Consider the following 15,939-nt stretch of genomic DNA (forward strand, 5'->3'; position numbering starts at 1 on the left):
TTCAAAGCCGATATATAATTCGTTCAACTAAACTATGTTTCGTATTATAAAACTATTTTTAAAAGATTGTCAACAATAATTTAATTATTTCACTTCTAAATCAACATTCAAATTAGATGTATTTCCAGCGGCATCAGTTGCTACAATGTGAATTGTATTCTTTCCTTGCTGTAATTGACTACGATCGAAATAAATTTCGTAGTTTTTCTCCCAATGGTTCAGGAATGCATTTTCCCATGTGCCATTCCCGTTAATTTCATACTGTATCGTGACAGGATGCCCTGGAGCAATCCATCCGGATTCTGTCATCCAATCTAACAGTATATCAGTTACTTTCCCTCTAATTATGAGATTTTCTTGATCAACTTCGTGTGTTAATTTAGGTGCAGTGCGGTCGACAAACACAGCCCCTATTTGTTTCGTTTCTCCACCAGAATTAGAAGCAACAGCTTCAATTTGGTATAAGCCGTCAGGCAGAGGGGATCCACCAACTTTTGTACCATTCCATTTGAAAGATTTATAACCTGGTGTTTCATTTTTACCTTGATAAACGATACCTTGATAGGTTACTCGGTCTTTCGTAATTAAATTAGCGTGAAACGTTACATCCTCAACGGGTGTAACTAAATAGTAATTGATAAGGTTGTCATCTAGTATTTGGTCATTATTTGGACTGAAAGTAGAATTAACAATTTCAAGGCCATCAATACGTTTGTATTCTTTTGGATCAATGCTAAATGTAAATGGAATACGTATTTCTTCTGTCTTACCTTGTTCTTTTACATATACATTCCCTGTATATACACCTTGTGGCAAAGAACTATCCACAGTAATGGTAAAAGGTTTTTCTATGTTACTATTCGGTTTTACGCTCACAGAAGAAGCGAAAGAAGTTTGAACTTTCGTTTTTGTATCTAATAGTTCAATGCGAGTTGAAAAGTTTTTCTTTTTGCTAGAAAGATTTTGTAATGTAATATTTTGTGTTAATTTTACTTTTCCGCTATTTGGTTTAATTAGACCGAAACTTACATTGTTTGGTGTAACTAATGCGTCCGCTTTTACTGCTTTTGGAATATTAATTAAGCCCGATCCTTGTGTCATAACAGGATATGTGTTTTCATTTACGTCTTTTAATGTTTCGGCTGTATTGGCAAGAGATGATTTTAATTGTTCTGTCGTCCAATCAGGATGCATTTGACGTAATAGAGCAACGGCTCCAGCTACTTGCGGCGCAGCCATACTTGTCCCATTGTGAGATTCATAGCCACCTCTTGGTACTGTACTTGTAATTTGTACGCCAGGTGCAACAACATCAGGCTTTATAAGCCAACTTCCTTGTGATGGTCCCCTTGAACTAAAATTACCAATAAGTTCTGTTTGTTTTGGTTGTCCAATTTTTATATTTTTCTTTCGTTTTGTAATTAAATTTTTCAACTCTTCGCCATTCGTATTGGATAGCTGCATAACAGGAAGAGCTACTTCTTCACGACCAAAATATTCTGGCATAATATTAATTTCTTTTTCGTTAGAAATTAGTAGCACGCCGAGAGCGCCAGCTTGTTTTGCTTGTTCTGCTTTTACTAACGTGCTCGAAGTCCCTTGTAAGACAAGCGCGAACTTACCTTTTACATCTTGTTTAGCGTAATCACTTGGATTACCGTATCCAACATATACAAGCTGGGCATCGTTTCCTACTTGGAAATCCGATTTTGATAACGGTAATCCTTGGTAAGATTTATTGGAACCAGCTACTTGAAATGTTGGAAATGGAATAGAAACTGTAGATGCTCCAACAGAGATGACACTACTTGCATTCCCAGGTGCATCTACAGACCAAGGTTTGGGTCCATCATTTCCATTTGATACGACCGCAGTAACACCAAGTTTCGCCGCACGTTCTAGCGTCATTGTTACAGGTTGATCGGGTACATTTAAATCTTGACCAAGAGATAGATTTAAAACATCGGCACCATCTTGAATAGCATGCTCAATACCTTGAATAATATCTTCGGTTGTACCAGTACCCCCATCATTCATGACACGGTAAGCAAGTATAGAGGCATTTGGAGCAATCCCTTTTATTTTTCCATTACCAGCGATAATTCCAGCAACATGAGTACCGTGTACGTTTCCGTCCATCGGATCATTATCTTCATCGACTGTATCATAGCCGCCGATATAATTTGCTTTTAAATCAGGGTGTGTATAGTCTACACCTGAATCGATAATAGCGACTTTCATTCCTTTTCCATCAAGTGGTTTGCCAGTCGAATCTTTTAAATTCCAAGCTTCAGGCGCACCAACTGTCGGTCCTCCAATATTTGGTGTTTCTTGATTAGCCGGACTTTTTGACGTTTCATGTAATTTGTATGTTAAGTTTGGATAAATTGCTTTTACTTCAGGTAAAGAAGCTAGAGCGGTAATTTGATCCCCTGGGATAGAGATAGAAAACCCAGAATATAAGGTACTATACGTTTCTTTTATCGTTGCTTTCGGTGCTTTTTCTTTTATTTTCTTAGTAGTATCTTCTTGTGCTTTTTTTAGTTGCGCATGATAAGACTGGGCATTATTATTTTGTAAATCTGGAGCATGTTGAATGTTACTTTGTGAAGCGAGTGGAGCATGTTGCAATTCTACAATGACAGATATTTCTTTTGATGTTTTTGTTTCAACATTTTGCGCAATTTTATTTTCTCCCCATTGTGTAATGTTTGCTTTTAACTGTGGACTAAATTGCTTCTCTTTTTGTAGTGATTCAGCATGGGCGCTTAAAGCTCCAAAACTGGAAAAGACGAGCGCCATACTCAGTAGTGTAGATGTAGTTTTTTTCATAGAAACTCCCCCTGGTAAAAAGTGTCAATATTCCGGAAATTAATCTTACAAATTTATCTCGAATTACATAATCGGATGTTAGATAAACTATATTTTCGACATAATTCATACCAATCCTCTATGAATTTAAAATTTCTTGGGAAATTTTTTCTGATTATGTCGAATAGGTATTTTTTACATATTGTAGGTGGACATTGAGGAATGCTATGAGGGAAATGGAGGGGTATTATGAAACGGTTCATAGTAAGCGTTGGTACAATGTTAGTCTTATTTTTATGTTCAATCATTAATAGTAGCGCAGAAAATAATGAAGCGAAAATTGCTTTTATTCGTCATCATGACCTCTGGATTAAAGTTGAGGGGAAAGAGAAACAACTTACAAAAGGAGAGTATATAACAGGGCCAAAGTGGTCTCATGATGGAGAGTGGCTGGCATATGTAAAAGGAAAGAAAGAAGGTAGTCTTGAGTTATATCGGCTGAAAGATGGAAAGAAAGTTACGCCGTTTCACTCAGAAGCATCGAATTATCAATGGTCACCAACAGAAAATATAATTGCATTTATATTTACAGGTACATTAAATACATTTGATGTAGAAAAAAAGAATACAGATTTTGAAAATGTATCGGCAGGTGTAGGAGATTATGCATGGTATCCTGATGGAAAGAAGTTTTTTGTATCCTCTGAAGCACATTTACTTCCAACAGGGTGGACAGGAGCCCAGCTATATGAAGTACAAAAAGATGCACATATGAATCCTCACAAAATGAAGCATTTGTATGCATTACCAAATGAACATGATGATTTCCTAGCATTAGTTGCAAGTGGCTTTCAGTGGTCGCCAGATCAAAAGTGGATTTCATTTTTAGCAGTACCGACAGCTTCATGGTCAGCTGATAGCAATACGCTTTGCTTAGTTCGTGCAGATGGTAGTCGTTTTGAAAAGGTAGATCAAATGTTATTAAACACACAATGGTTCAAATGGGCGCCAGCCAACAATATATTGGCCTATATTGAAGGAAGCGGGAGAGTTGCGTTAGAGAATAAACATTTAAAAGTAAAAGAATTGCCAGCACTTCAACAGAACACATTTACACCGAAAGGATATGTCGATTGGGATTTTACATGGAAGAATGATAACGTAATTATCGTTTCACGAGCAAAAGAGGCGGGGATAGAAACTCCACCAGAAAAAAGACCACTACCATCTTTATATGAAATCGATAGTACAAGCGACGAACAACATCGAATCACAAAGCCACCTCATAGGCAAGGAGATTATCATCCGCTCTTCATGAATAAGAGTAATCAATTAATATGGATACGTTCAGACCGTAAGAAAGCGGATGTATGGCTTGCTCATAAAGATGGAAAGCATGAAATGAAGTGGATTGAAAATATAGATGTACCAGAGTGGTATTACGAGAAATGGAATTGGGAAAATGTTATCTCGGTGAAAGAAGAATAAAAAACCTGCCTAAAAGATAATTTTAGGCAGGTTTTTTATTGTTATTTATGTGTTTTATTTGGCTTCTTTTTCGCTGGGTTTCCGTTCCCCTGACGTTTTCTATTTTGTTCATCTTTTGCTTGTTTTTCATGCAGTGTATCTAAAAAATCATTCGAGTTACTCATTTTGCTATCGCTCCTTTCATTTCGTCCTAATTACTATAACCATTTAGGAGGATAATCATGAGATAAAAAGTTAAGCGCTTAATTTTCTTCGGTAGTATATGTAAAAGATGCCATACGTAATAAATAGCATAAGTAAAATTTGTAACTCTATATTTTCTTTTAAAATAGCTGCGATAGAAGATGGTAAGTAAGGTGATGTATTGTTTGTTTCTACACCTAACCATTTGTTTAAGAGGTTAATGGTACAAAACATAAAAACACCGGACCAGCTTGCAATAATTGCTTTCTGTTTAATTTTTGTTTCTCGTTCATCACCTGTAATCCAAGGATTAGCAGTTTTATCACTACTAAAAAATCCGTTTATATATCCCCATATAATTATTCCAATTAAGATGGTTATCCATTGCATATTTATAATTCCCCTCTCCCTTGTAAAAAGTATTTTACAGATGAAATTGTAATATTTTCCTGTTATTTATGTCAAATATTTTTTACATATTGTTTTTTTATAGCAGGAATAATGAATGAGATAGGGAAGAAATTATGTTGAAGGATTTCATGGAGAGAGGAGGATGGGTATGAAACTCGTCTTTGTTCGGCACGGTGAAGGAGAACATACAAAGGATTTGCCGGCAAGTTTACAAATGTTGAATCCATCATTAACGGATGAGGGAAGGAATCAGGCTGGATTCATTCAATTCAATGTACCATTACAGAAAACAGATATATTAATCGCTAGCCCTACACTTAGAACTTTACAAACGGCGGCGATATGGAGTGAGAAAGTAGCTTGTCAAAAAATCGTTCATCCATATGCATCCCCACGTATTTTTCCTTATCGAGAAGGAGCGAAAACATTACCATGTGATCACATAGTAGATCAAGGAATAATAACAAATTTATTTCCACATTTTTCGATTGCGAAAAGTACAAATAAGCAGTTATGGACGGAAGGTATAAATACTATTTCAGAGAATCGTTTTCAGCAAATAGTAGATGAATTTCTTCTTTGGTGTTATGAGCTGGGGGCGGAAAGAATTTGCATTGTATCTCACGACGGGACAATTACAGCGTATCGGCAATATTTACAGAAAGTCGTTTTAACTAGATCTGATTTTTTGAAAGAAACGGGTATATATAAAATGGATGTATCCCTTAAAAGTTTGATTGAGTAGATCTAATTATAGGATGGAGGGTGTATGTTGAATGTTGCACTAGTAGTTGGCTTTAATTCTGATTTAGAGGCACAATCAATCCGAGCATCGCTCGAATATTTTGGGGCAAGAGTTGTGACATATTGGATTGGTAGGCCGAATGATTTCGTGGAAATTCTTTCTGGAAAGAACTTATATAACGATATCAATTATGTTGTTTTTTGCTTTCATGGTGAGGAAGGAAAGTTTGTCATGGAAGAGTTAGGTGAAGATATTTACGAACAAGATGAACCGAGAGGGAACTTTGGAGCGAAAGAAATTTATAAATATGCAAAATTGCATAATACACATATTGTAAATAGTGGGTGCACGTTAGGGGAGGGGAAATTAGCAGAATCATTTTTATATAGTGGCGCGAAATCGTATATTGGGTCGATAGATTACGTAGATGGGAATGCAGCGCTTATGTTTACAATACGCTTATTTTACAGTGTTATTAACCATGACAAAACGTTAGAAGAAGCCTTTCAAGAAGCGAGATTAATTGATGAAGAGACCGATACTTTTCGATTATATAAGTAGTGCGAGACGTGTTTATTTAAATATAGAATAAACACGTTTCACATTTAGCACACATTTTTTTTACAATTTTTTCAATGAAAATGATTATCAGCTGTGGTATGATATGTTCAAGTTTTTATAGGTAATAAAAGTTACTATATAAACGTTAGTTTTTAATGTTTAATATGTATGACACAAATTATTCATAATTAACGTTTGAAAAATAAGTAACTAATGTTATTATATTATCTGTAACTGACTTAATTACACCTTTAGGAGGAAGATATGGTTATTCAATTTTTAAGAGAAAACAAAGCAGTTTCTTTTGTATTAGCAGTAATTCGAGTATATCTTGGTTACACATGGTTAATGGCTGGAATTGGTAAACTACAAGGAAAAGGATTCGATGCAACGGGTTATTTACAAGGTGCAATTGAAAAATCTAAAGGAGCACAACCGGCTGTTCAATCTTGGTGGGCATCATTTTTACAAGAATTTGCAATTCCAAATGTAGATTTGTTTAATACACTTGTAACATGGGGAGAAATTTTAGTTGGAATTGGTTTAATTGTAGGCTGTTTAACAAAAACAGCGGTCTTTTTTGGCCTTGTAATGAACTTTTCCTATATGTTTAGTGGGTCAATCGGTATGAACCCTGAGATGGTTATCTTATCTATGTTTGTTCTTGTTTCCGGTATGAACGCTGGGAAATTTGGAATGGATGGTTTCATTATCCCGAAAGTATTGGGATCAAAAACTCAAAAACGTCAAAAGCAAGCTGCTTAATATATGAAAACGGGTATCTCAAAATGAGATACCCGTTTATGTTATTTTTCAAATTGGATCGGATTATTGTTAAAGAAGTCTTTTACATACCCTACAAATTCTTGTGGTTCTTGGCGAAATGGTGCGTGATAACCTTTTTCAATAATATGTAAAGTGCTGTTTGTTAAGAATTGGTGATACGTTTCTCCTTCTTTCCAAGAAACGCTACTATCATTTCTTCCCCATATAATTAAAGTTGGTTGTTTCATTTCATTTGCATTGATTTTAAGTCGTCTAGGCCATAACTTCATTTTATTATAATGCTCTTCATCATTACGCTTGAATTTCACTTTGCTCTCATCATAATCTGCAATTGAAGAAACGGCACTTAAATCAGTCGACAACTGTGGCTTTGGTGATCCTTGTTTATGAACGAATGTATGAGGGCCACCTGTAGCGTCAGTTAAAATGAGGTGGGTAACCGCTTCAGGGTATAAATATGTTAAATTAAGAGAAATTTCTCCACCCATCGAATGCCCTAATATTGCGAATGAATCATACCCTAGTTTTTTCATTAACTTATAATACAAATTTGCATGAGTTGGGAAAGAATAATAAAAATCCATCGGCTTAGATGAACGCCCGAATCCTAAAGCATCTACAGAAATAATCGTATGATCTTTTGCTAAATCGGAATAAATCTTTTGGAAACCATCTGATGATCCTCCAAATCCATGGATCATAAGTAAAGGTGGTTTTTCATTACCGATTTTTTTAAAGTAAATCGTTTGACCGTCTATTTCTACCATTTTTTCCTCGGTAGCTAGTTTTGCTGTAATTGTATTTTTAACTTGTTTTACTTGTTCTACTGGCTTTTCTGCTGCACTACATCCTACTAATAGTGTAAGAGTAAGACAACCTACCATAAAATAGCTAAACTGCTTCAATTAGTTGTCTCCTTTCTAACATAATGCTGTATCTATCACAGCAAATAGCATATTACGATTTCCAGGAAGTTGGCTACCATTTTTTATCATAAGAGGTGAAAGGAGCGTTTCTTGGAAATTGTCTGTTTGAAGAAAGTTACGAAATGTAAATTGTGAATGCGGGACATCAATTCGTACGATACCATGCCAACACTCACAAATCTTTTTTAATAATCGAATAGCATCTTCCTCTTGTTTTGCGATAAGTGGATTGATACATAAAATATTCCCTTTCTGTATACAGAAGGAAAAAGCTTCTATACAGTTATTTCTCTCAATTTTAAAAGAGTGTACAGCTCTTGGTAATAATAATGAGTAGAGTAGAGAGCGATTGGCACCAGTTACAATTTCATCGAGAGAGGTAATAGAGATAAGGTCTTTTTCTTTCACTTGTTGTGTTTGAACGGTATTCGTCTTAGTAGTTTGTTTTTCAAAACGATGTATCGTCGTTACTGTTTGAAATCCGCAAGATGTGTATAAGGGCTCGCCAGCTTTTGTTGCAATAAGTGCAATTGGTTGTTTTGAGTGAGCGTGTTTCAAACAGCTATCTAGTAACATACGTCCAATTCCTCGTCCTTGAAAATGAGGATGAACGATTAACATGCCAATGGAAGAAAAGCTACTTGTAAAGGGAAATACACCTCCAGTTGCAATGAGTTTATTTTCATGAATATAACCTACAAGTGTGCCAATAGAGAGGTACATTTTGAATTGTTTTTTCATAAAGATTTCATCTTGTAACCATCCAACAGATTTGCAAAGATTGAGTAATTCAAAAATGAAAGATTCATTTAGCTTTACTATTTTCATAAAAGTACACCACATTTCTATTTGTTTTCATAAAAATAGATTCGAAATGTAAAATAAGAGGTTTACGTTAAAGGAAATCCAACTTGTTTATATTTAGATTGTAAAGGGAACGATGCTTGATATGAAAAGACAAACTTATACAAATTATAACTTATATTTACATAAGTTAACAAAAAATTTACATATAACTAATTTTCCCTTAACAGTCTTCTATTAAATTTGATAGTGGGAAATGAATAACCTAATTAGGGGGACAAGACAGTGAAAAAGTTTGTAAAAAAAGCATGGCCATTTGCAGTTGTGGCGTCGTTAGCAGTTACTTCGGTAGCAACATGGAATTTTACACGTTCTAGTGAGGTTAATGCAGATGAGAGCGGAAACAATGCAAAGATTAAAAATGTTATTGTGTTAATTGGAGATGGCATGGGTCCTTCATATATGACGGCTCATCGTTATATGAAGGATAATCCAAAAACATTCGAGATGGAATCTACAGAATTTGATAAGCATCTTGTAGGAACACAAAAAACATATCCGGAAGATGAACATGAAAATATTACAGACTCTGCATCAGCGGCAACAGCTATGTCAGCAGGGATTAAAACATATAATGCGGCAATTGCGGTTGATAATGATAAAGCAGAAGTGAAAACTGTTCTTGAACAAGCGAAAGAAAAAGGGAAATCAACGGGACTTGTTGCGACTTCTGAAATTACACATGCAACACCAGCTGCTTTCGGTGCTCATGATATTAGCCGTAAAAATATGGACGCAATTGCAAATGATTATTTTGATGAAAAAATTAAAGGGAAGCATAAAGTTGATGTTATGCTTGGCGGCGGTGTAAAGAACTTTGTTAGAAAAGATCGTAATCTTACAGAAGAGTTTAAGAAATCTGGTTATAGCTACGTAACAGACCGAGATCAATTGTTAAATGATAAAAATGATCAAATCCTTGGTTTATTTGCACCAGGCGGTTTAGATAAAATGATTGATCGCAATGAGAAAACACCTTCACTAGAAGAAATGACGAATGCAGCAATTGAACGTTTAAACAAAAACAAAGATGGTTTCTTCTTAATGGTTGAAGGAAGTCAAATCGACTGGGCTGGGCATGATAATGATATTGTCGGTGCAATGAGTGAAATGGAGGACTTTGAAAAAGCATTTAAAGCAGCGATTGAGTTTGCGAAAAAAGATAAAAATACGTTAGTCGTTGCAACCGCAGACCACGCTACAGGTGGATTATCTCTAGGTGCGAATGGTGAGTACAACTTTAAAGTAGATCCAATTAAAGCTGCAAAACGTACACCAGACTTTATGGCAAATGAGATTGCAAAAGGTGCAAATGTAGAAGAAACATTGAAAAAATATATCGATTTACAATTAACACCAGAAGAAATTAAAGCTGTAAATGATATAGCTCCATCAAAAGATGTAACGAAGATTGATAATGCGATTGAAGATATCTTCAATAAGCGTTCGGTTACAGGGTGGACAACAGGTGGACATACAGGTGAAGATGTAAACGTATATGCATTTGGACCAGGTAAATACTTATTCTCCGGTGTTCAAGAGAATACAAATATAGCGAAACGTTTCTTTGATATTGTTGGCGGTGGCGACCCGAATAAAGGAAGACGCTAATTATGAACGAAAGTGAGGCAAAATGCCTCACTTTTCTTTTTAGGAGATGGACAGATGAGATTTTTTTTACGGAATTTAAGTTTTCTTCTATTCTTTGTATTATTGCTAGTTGGATGTCAACCTCAAGAGAATAATATAGAACAAAAACCTACTACGAAAAAAACTGAAGAAAAAGTACAGATAACGAAAGAGGAAGAACAGTCTATTCAAGACGTTATTGAGGCATTTGTACGGACGACGAATGAACGAAAATTTGCTGAACATATGGAGTTATTTTCAAAGAAGCTACCTAGTGCCGAAGACTTAAAAACACAAAAAGAAGCAGCTTTTCAAAAGGGAAATAAAAAAATTGAATTGGAACATATAGATATGAAAGCTAGTAAAGCAGGGTATATCATTGTTGAAACAAAGGAAAAAGAATTAGATGGGGAAATTGCTATTCAAAAGAAAGTACAGTATGCGCTTGGAAAAGAAGATGAGACCTGGAAGATCGAAGAGGTCCGCACGATAGAGAAGAAATAAAAAAGGTTCTCCTTGAAGAGAACCTTTTTTATAGTGGTAACAGAATTTGATTTGAGCATGCTTCAATGTCATCAATATCTTGACGAATTGTTGCCATTTTATTATCAAGATCTTCAGCTTTCATTGCTGCATCATGTAGTTCATCTTTTAAATATTCAGGTATATTTCCTTCATATTTATAATAAAGTTTATGTTCTAAACTTGCCCAAAAGTCCATTGCAAGTGTACGTAACTGAATTTCTGCAAATACATCTTTTGTACCAGAATTTAGTGATAAGGGATACTTAATAATCATGTGTAAACTTTTATATCCGTTTCCTTTTGGGTTAGCGATATAATCTTTTACTTCTATGACTTCCATATCCTCACGCTTTTGAATTACTTCTTTTAAATGATAGATGTCTTCTACGAAGCAACATGTAATACGAATACCAATGATATCTTGCAAATTTGTTTGAGCATTTTCAATTGTTGGCAATAAGTTTTTTCGCTCTAGCTTTTTTATAATACTTTCAGGTTGTTTTAGTCTAGTTTTTATATGTTCAAACGGGTTGTAATCCTCTAAAAATTGAGCTTCCCGGTTCATAATTTCAAATTTTGTTTTTAACTCTTCTAAAGCAAATGTATACGGTAATACAAAAGCTTTCCAGTAGTTAACTGTTGATTGATTATATTCCATTTATATACACACCTTTTCCTATTTACAAGTGAGGTTGTTATTTATACTAAATACCAAATCATATAAGCGCAAGCAGCAAATGATGAGATCATAAAACGATATTTAGTTTTCATACTTTCAACTCCTTTCGAGTGAGATTCTATATGAGTAAACGTGATTGTTAATAAATTCACTATGTACAACTTCTATAGTAATAGATTCATGTGAATTTCGTATGAACTAATTGTTTCAGCTTTTTGTCTTTTTTTTTGTAAATCATAATTATTATCTGTAATTTAAAGTGTTTTAATTTGATTTATTCATTTGTATAAATTAATGTATATTTAAATTTATAGTTATTAAGGAGGATATATGGTGAACTTTGAAGAATTGGCAACTGCTAGGCGTTCCGCAATGAAATTTATACAAGGCATAGAAATCCCTGATGAGGATTTTAAAAAAATATTTGAGTTAACAAAGCTTTCCCCCTCTTGTTATAATTTGCAACATGCACGTTATGTCGTAATTCGTGATCAAGAGCGAAAAGAAAAATTAAAAGAATTAGCTTTCGGACAATATAAAGTAGCGAGTGCATCTGCTGTAGTGCTTGTTTGTGGTGATAAGAGAGCGTATCAAAATGTTGAAAATATTTATTTTGGTATGAAGGTTTTAAAAATGATTGATGAATGTGAATATGAAGATACAATTAGGCAAACGAAAGGGTTATATGAAAGAAAAGGAGAGCGGTTCATGGAAGAGGAAGCGATTAGAAATGCTTCGTTAAGCGCAATGACTTTTATGTACGCTGCTAAATATTACGGCTATGATACGTGTCCAATGATTGGTTTTGATGAAAAAGCAGTACAAAATGAGTTGAATATGCCAGGGCATATAGTACCTGTTTTAATGGTTACGATAGGGAAAAGTGATACTACTAAAATTCGTCCTAGAGGATATCGAAAGCCAATTAGCGAGTTCGTTACATACGAATCGTTTTAATCAAAATGATAGATTACTAAAAACAAAAGGGTTCTATTTAGAATCCTTTTGTTGTGTAATTGACAAATAGAATGAAGTTATATAATATATAAATCGTAATCATTACGTTTTAGTTGCGATCTTTGAAAGAGAGGAGAATTACATATGCGTGTAAATATTACATTAGCTTGTACGGAGTGCGGTGATCGTAATTACATTTCTAAAAAAAATAAACGAAACAATCCCGAGCGCATCGAACTAAAAAAATATTGTCCACGATTAAAGCGAGTAACGTTACATCGTGAAACGAAGTAAAAGACTAGAGATTTCTCTAGTCTTTTTTATTAATAAGTTTTGGATTTGTTTGTTATAATTACCTTAAATTGTAATACAAGGAGAGGTATGATGAATCAAAAAGATAAAGAAAGAAAAGAGCAAGTGGCTCATATGATTGACATTCCAGATGAATATAGGCTTGTTGTAGATGATCAAGAAGGTGTGGATGACCCATATCATCTAGTATGGTGGGAGCATAAAGAGGATGAGGAGAGAACGATACAAATTACGTTGAATAGACATACTGGTAATTTAATTGAATTTAGTATAGATGATGAAATTTATTTTTCGAGTGGTAAGGAAGCGATAGATGAGAATAAAGCAAGAGAGATTGCAAATGCATTCTTAAAAAAATATACAAAAGAAGGATATGAGTTTTATACATATATAACGGTTAAGGATGACAGGCGTGGGTGGAAAGAAGTAAATTATATGCAAGAAGTGAATGGCTACCCATTACCGAATGCAGGGTGTGTTGTGCGAGTTCATCCTTCAGGCGATGTTGTACATTTTCGTTATAATGGACAAAAAGCTATTGAGAAAAAACCGTTATGGCCAAGTGAAATTGTTGAGGAGAACGTCGTTTTAGAAAATCTGAAAGCTAGACAAGATATGAGACTTGTATTTGTAGATTTAACACATTCTTCATGTAAATATGAAAATGGTGAGGAAGTAAAAGGGTATCATCTTGTATATGAACCAGAACCTAGTCATGCGTTTATTGATGCAAGTACAGGTAAAGATTTGTTTGGAACAGATCATTATAAATTGCCTCTAACTGTAGCTGTTGAAAACCCGAAAAAAGGTATTCGACAAGATGATATATTCGATTTGTTTGATTGGGATAAAGAAAATTTTACAAAAGTAGCTGAGAAGGAAAATGATTATGAAATAAGGATGAAATTTGTTCCGAAAGAGGAATTACAGAAACAGAAAGAAGAAAAGAATCCATATTTAATGAATGAATTTTTTAAAAAGCATTTACCGATGTTAAAATATAATAATTTTGTTGGCATTATGATTGATAAATCTACCAATGAATTAACTGGTTTTATAAAACTGACAGACGATAATGAAGTAAAGCAAATACTGTCTAGAGAGGAATGCATACAAAAAGCACTTCAATTTTTGGAACAAGTTATTCCAGATGTCACACAATATCTACGTCTTTGGGAAGAACGTGAAGAAGCAGAAGATGGGATTGAAAGGTTTACCTTTTCCGTATATGTGAATGGTATTCCAGCAGAGTATAACCAATTTAGGGTCAATATCAATGCAGAAAATGGTGCTGTGATGCACTACTCCGGAGAGTCTAGCAACTTTATAAAAGAATTACTTACATATGAAACAACAATAAAAATAACAAAAGAAAAAGCGCTAGAAATATACAGAGGGGCCATGCGAGTGAATTTAGAATGGTTTTTAGAAAATGATGTAGAGGAAACGAACTACGTACTACTGTATAAACAAACAACGGATGAAAATCATAAAGAATCCTTCGATTGTAGTCGAGAAATTCGTTATATTGATGCGCATACTGGGGAGAAAATTTGGAGTGAATAAGGAAAAGGTCTTCGAGAGAAGACCTTTTTTTAGAAATAACGATTTATTCTTCGTATATATCGATTTTGTATAACCACTTTTGTACACTAGCAGGTGGTCCTTCTGTTCTCCACTTTGTTGTGCACATTCCACAGGAACAGTGAATTTTTCCTTTTGCAAAAATAACAGCTGTTTTAGGTGTATGTCCTCATGCATGTTTTACGATAATCATCTTTCGGCGCATCGTACGCTGACGTTGGTGCCTTGTATAAGCACGTGTTCTTTCAAATTTCATATTTGTATAATTACTCCTTGTAGTACAAGTAGCTTGCAAGAGCGTACAAGGAGTTCATCTCTTACAAGCTACTTATGAACAAGAGGGTAATGAAATGTTTCATATTCCACTCTCCAATCTTTTGTTTAAGTATATGTAGCAAAGCTTTTTGAGACAAATATTATGTGTAAAAACATATTGGAATGATATCGTACAGACACAAACAACCTCACGCCCACATACACATAATAAAGACCACTATTTTGGCGGAGGTGAAAGGTTTGAGTCTATTCGCCGCAATTGGATATATGGTTCGAGAAGTGTTTGTCTTTGTTTCTTATGTGAAGAATAATGCGTTCCCGCAGCCGTTATCATCAGATGATGAGAGAAAGTACTTAGAGTTAATGGAGCAAGGTGATGCTCAAGCGAGAAATCTTTTAATTGAACATAATTTACGGCTTGTAGCTCATATCGTTAAAAAATTTGAAAACACAGGAGAAGATGCAGAAGATTTAATTTCAATTGGTACAATTGGGCTCATTAAAGCAATTGAGAGTTATTCAGCAGGGAAAGGAACAAAGCTTGCGACGTATGCAGCACGCTGTATTGAAAACGAAATTTTGATGCATTTACGTGTACTAAAGAAAACGAAAAAAGACGTTTCACTTCATGATCCGATCGGGCAAGATAAAGAGGGGAATGAAATATCGCTTATTGATATATTAAAATCTGAGTCTGAAGATGTAATTGATATGATTCAGCTTAGTATGGAGTTAGAAAAGATTAAAGAGTATATCGATATTTTAGACGAACGAGAGAAAGAAGTTATCGTAAAGCGTTTTGGACTTGGGCTTGATAAGGAGAAAACGCAGCGGGAGATTGCGAAGGCACTTGGTATTTCAAGGAGCTACGTATCAAGAATTGAAAAGCGTGCGTTAATGAAAATGTTCCATGAATTTGTAAGAGCAGAGAAAGAGAAAAAAGCGAAAGAATAATGTGCATTGCAAGCAGCCAAATTTTAAAATGGGCTGCTTTTCTTTTTGTAAATAAGGAAAGAAAACGAGTTGTATTAAGAAGAAATACATGTTCACTGTTGAAAATGACGGATTCTATCTGTAATATTAGAGGGTGCTAAACAATTTAAGAATAATACCATACTTAACTTAGTTTTCGATTTGCATAATGAACAGTTCTATATGATATGTGGGAATAAGAACCAGTTTTACATATGATATAGAAAGAA

General features: G+C 34.5%; 16 protein-coding genes, 1 pseudogene and 1 other annotated feature (1 of these 18 cut by a window edge). Of the genes and pseudogenes, 10 read left to right on the forward strand and 7 right to left on the reverse strand.

Annotated features, from left to right (window positions below; all coding sequences use genetic code 11):
- Positions 1 to 14, reverse strand: a binding site (T-box leader) (it extends 216 nt beyond the left edge of the window).
- A 70-nt stretch (positions 15 to 84) separates the two neighbouring features.
- The gene (locus ACS2MN_RS18485; RefSeq protein ID WP_200203398.1) at positions 85 to 2,832 is read right to left on the reverse strand and encodes a S8 family serine peptidase; all 2,748 of its coding nucleotides are present in this window, start codon (positions 2,830 to 2,832) and stop codon (positions 85 to 87) included.
- A gap of 228 nt (positions 2,833 to 3,060) precedes the next feature.
- Between ACS2MN_RS18485 and ACS2MN_RS18490 the strand changes: the two genes are divergently transcribed.
- Complete coding sequence (locus ACS2MN_RS18490) at positions 3,061 to 4,299, forward strand: eIF2A-related protein (protein ID WP_000819442.1); 1,239 nt, start codon at positions 3,061 to 3,063, stop codon at positions 4,297 to 4,299.
- Between the two features lie 41 nt (positions 4,300 to 4,340).
- On the opposite strand, the gene ACS2MN_RS18495 is transcribed toward ACS2MN_RS18490, so the two are convergent.
- Both ACS2MN_RS18495 and ACS2MN_RS18500 read right to left on the reverse strand, forming a co-directional pair.
- Complete coding sequence (locus ACS2MN_RS18495) at positions 4,341 to 4,463, reverse strand: DUF4023 domain-containing protein (protein ID WP_000071861.1); 123 nt, start codon at positions 4,461 to 4,463, stop codon at positions 4,341 to 4,343.
- Between the two features lie 70 nt (positions 4,464 to 4,533).
- Entirely contained in the window at positions 4,534 to 4,872 is a 339-nt protein-coding gene (locus ACS2MN_RS18500; protein WP_098709872.1) for a phosphoglycerate mutase, read from the reverse strand.
- 169 nt (positions 4,873 to 5,041) lie between these two features.
- On the opposite strand from ACS2MN_RS18500, the gene ACS2MN_RS18505 reads away from it, so the two are divergent.
- The 3 genes from ACS2MN_RS18505 to ACS2MN_RS18515 all read left to right on the forward strand — a co-directional run bounded on the left by ACS2MN_RS18505 (position 5,042) and on the right by ACS2MN_RS18515 (position 6,964).
- Complete coding sequence (locus ACS2MN_RS18505) at positions 5,042 to 5,638, forward strand: histidine phosphatase family protein (RefSeq protein ID WP_087950730.1); 597 nt, start codon at positions 5,042 to 5,044, stop codon at positions 5,636 to 5,638.
- 24 nt (positions 5,639 to 5,662) lie between these two features.
- Entirely contained in the window at positions 5,663 to 6,199 is a 537-nt protein-coding gene (locus ACS2MN_RS18510; protein ID WP_000935637.1) for a hypothetical protein, read from the forward strand.
- Positions 6,200 to 6,463: 264 nt separating this feature from the next.
- A complete protein-coding gene (locus tag ACS2MN_RS18515) occupies positions 6,464 to 6,964 on the forward strand; it encodes a DoxX family protein (protein WP_000236606.1) in 501 nt (166 codons plus the stop codon).
- A 41-nt stretch (positions 6,965 to 7,005) separates the two neighbouring features.
- Here the strand turns inward: ACS2MN_RS18515 and ACS2MN_RS18520 are convergent, their stop codons facing one another.
- Positions 7,006 to 7,890, reverse strand: a complete 885-nt coding sequence (locus tag ACS2MN_RS18520; RefSeq protein WP_000808868.1) for an alpha/beta fold hydrolase — start codon at positions 7,888 to 7,890, stop codon at positions 7,006 to 7,008.
- 15 nt (positions 7,891 to 7,905) lie between these two features.
- Positions 7,906 to 8,739 carry a GNAT family N-acetyltransferase gene (locus tag ACS2MN_RS18525; protein WP_000706706.1) on the reverse strand — a complete coding sequence of 278 codons (834 nt, stop codon included), beginning with the start codon at positions 8,737 to 8,739 and terminating at the stop codon, positions 7,906 to 7,908.
- Between the two features lie 261 nt (positions 8,740 to 9,000).
- Between ACS2MN_RS18525 and ACS2MN_RS18530 the strand changes: the two genes are divergently transcribed.
- The gene (locus tag ACS2MN_RS18530; protein ID WP_346994375.1) at positions 9,001 to 10,386 is read left to right on the forward strand and encodes an alkaline phosphatase; all 1,386 of its coding nucleotides are present in this window, start codon (positions 9,001 to 9,003) and stop codon (positions 10,384 to 10,386) included.
- Positions 10,387 to 10,440: 54 nt separating this feature from the next.
- Positions 10,441 to 10,908 (forward strand): hypothetical protein, encoded by a 468-nt coding sequence (locus tag ACS2MN_RS18535; RefSeq protein WP_001210411.1) that lies wholly within the window; start codon positions 10,441 to 10,443, stop codon positions 10,906 to 10,908.
- Between the two features lie 28 nt (positions 10,909 to 10,936).
- On the opposite strand, the gene ACS2MN_RS18540 is transcribed toward ACS2MN_RS18535, so the two are convergent.
- Positions 10,937 to 11,587 (reverse strand): GTP pyrophosphokinase, encoded by a 651-nt coding sequence (locus ACS2MN_RS18540; RefSeq protein ID WP_000456209.1) that lies wholly within the window; start codon positions 11,585 to 11,587, stop codon positions 10,937 to 10,939.
- A 351-nt stretch (positions 11,588 to 11,938) separates the two neighbouring features.
- Here ACS2MN_RS18540 and ACS2MN_RS18545 point away from each other — a divergent pair, with 351 nt between their 5' ends.
- The 3 genes from ACS2MN_RS18545 (at position 11,939) to ACS2MN_RS18555 (ending at position 14,443) form a co-directional block, all read left to right on the forward strand.
- On the forward strand, positions 11,939 to 12,565 hold the full coding sequence (locus ACS2MN_RS18545) for a nitroreductase family protein (protein WP_000245989.1): 627 nt from the start codon (positions 11,939 to 11,941) through the stop codon (positions 12,563 to 12,565).
- A gap of 144 nt (positions 12,566 to 12,709) precedes the next feature.
- Positions 12,710 to 12,859, forward strand: coding sequence for a 50S ribosomal protein L33 (gene rpmG, locus ACS2MN_RS18550; protein WP_001265617.1), 150 nt, complete (start codon positions 12,710 to 12,712; stop codon positions 12,857 to 12,859).
- An 87-nt stretch (positions 12,860 to 12,946) separates the two neighbouring features.
- Positions 12,947 to 14,443, forward strand: a complete 1,497-nt coding sequence (locus ACS2MN_RS18555) for a YcdB/YcdC domain-containing protein (RefSeq protein WP_015000978.1) — start codon at positions 12,947 to 12,949, stop codon at positions 14,441 to 14,443.
- Between the two features lie 43 nt (positions 14,444 to 14,486).
- Here ACS2MN_RS18555 and ACS2MN_RS18560 read toward each other — a convergent pair.
- A pseudogene (locus ACS2MN_RS18560) lies at positions 14,487 to 14,717 on the reverse strand (hypothetical protein).
- Between the two features lie 260 nt (positions 14,718 to 14,977).
- Between ACS2MN_RS18560 and sigK the strand changes: the two are divergent.
- On the forward strand, positions 14,978 to 15,691 hold the full coding sequence (gene sigK, locus ACS2MN_RS18565; protein ID WP_000051382.1) for an RNA polymerase sporulation sigma factor SigK: 714 nt from the start codon (positions 14,978 to 14,980) through the stop codon (positions 15,689 to 15,691).
- Positions 15,692 to 15,939: the final 248 nt, after the last annotated feature.

It is taken from the genome of Bacillus cereus group sp. BceL062 (genome assembly GCF_051780025.1).
Lineage (GTDB): Bacteria > Bacillota > Bacilli > Bacillales > Bacillaceae_G > Bacillus_A > Bacillus_A toyonensis.

Excerpts from the sequence above, each read along its gene's own strand:
- ACS2MN_RS18510 (WP_000935637.1), top strand. The coding sequence starts at position 5,663 with ATGTTGAATGTTGCACTAGTAGTTGGCTTTAATTCTGATTTAGAGGCA.
- ACS2MN_RS18495 (WP_000071861.1), bottom strand. The coding sequence starts at position 4,463 with ATGAGTAACTCGAATGATTTTTTAGATACACTGCATGAAAAACAAGCA.
- ACS2MN_RS18540 (WP_000456209.1), bottom strand. The coding sequence starts at position 11,587 with ATGGAATATAATCAATCAACAGTTAACTACTGGAAAGCTTTTGTATTA.
- ACS2MN_RS18525 (WP_000706706.1), bottom strand. The coding sequence starts at position 8,739 with ATGAAAATAGTAAAGCTAAATGAATCTTTCATTTTTGAATTACTCAAT.
- ACS2MN_RS18505 (WP_087950730.1), top strand. The coding sequence starts at position 5,042 with ATGAAACTCGTCTTTGTTCGGCACGGTGAAGGAGAACATACAAAGGAT.
- ACS2MN_RS18500 (WP_098709872.1), bottom strand. The coding sequence starts at position 4,872 with ATGCAATGGATAACCATCTTAATTGGAATAATTATATGGGGATATATA.
- ACS2MN_RS18490 (WP_000819442.1), top strand. The coding sequence starts at position 3,061 with ATGAAACGGTTCATAGTAAGCGTTGGTACAATGTTAGTCTTATTTTTA.
- ACS2MN_RS18485 (WP_200203398.1), bottom strand. The coding sequence starts at position 2,832 with ATGAAAAAAACTACATCTACACTACTGAGTATGGCGCTCGTCTTTTCC.
- ACS2MN_RS18555 (WP_015000978.1), top strand. The coding sequence starts at position 12,947 with ATGATGAATCAAAAAGATAAAGAAAGAAAAGAGCAAGTGGCTCATATG.
- ACS2MN_RS18545 (WP_000245989.1), top strand. The coding sequence starts at position 11,939 with ATGGTGAACTTTGAAGAATTGGCAACTGCTAGGCGTTCCGCAATGAAA.
- rpmG (WP_001265617.1), top strand. The coding sequence starts at position 12,710 with ATGCGTGTAAATATTACATTAGCTTGTACGGAGTGCGGTGATCGTAAT.
- ACS2MN_RS18535 (WP_001210411.1), top strand. The coding sequence starts at position 10,441 with ATGAGATTTTTTTTACGGAATTTAAGTTTTCTTCTATTCTTTGTATTA.
- ACS2MN_RS18515 (WP_000236606.1), top strand. The coding sequence starts at position 6,464 with ATGGTTATTCAATTTTTAAGAGAAAACAAAGCAGTTTCTTTTGTATTA.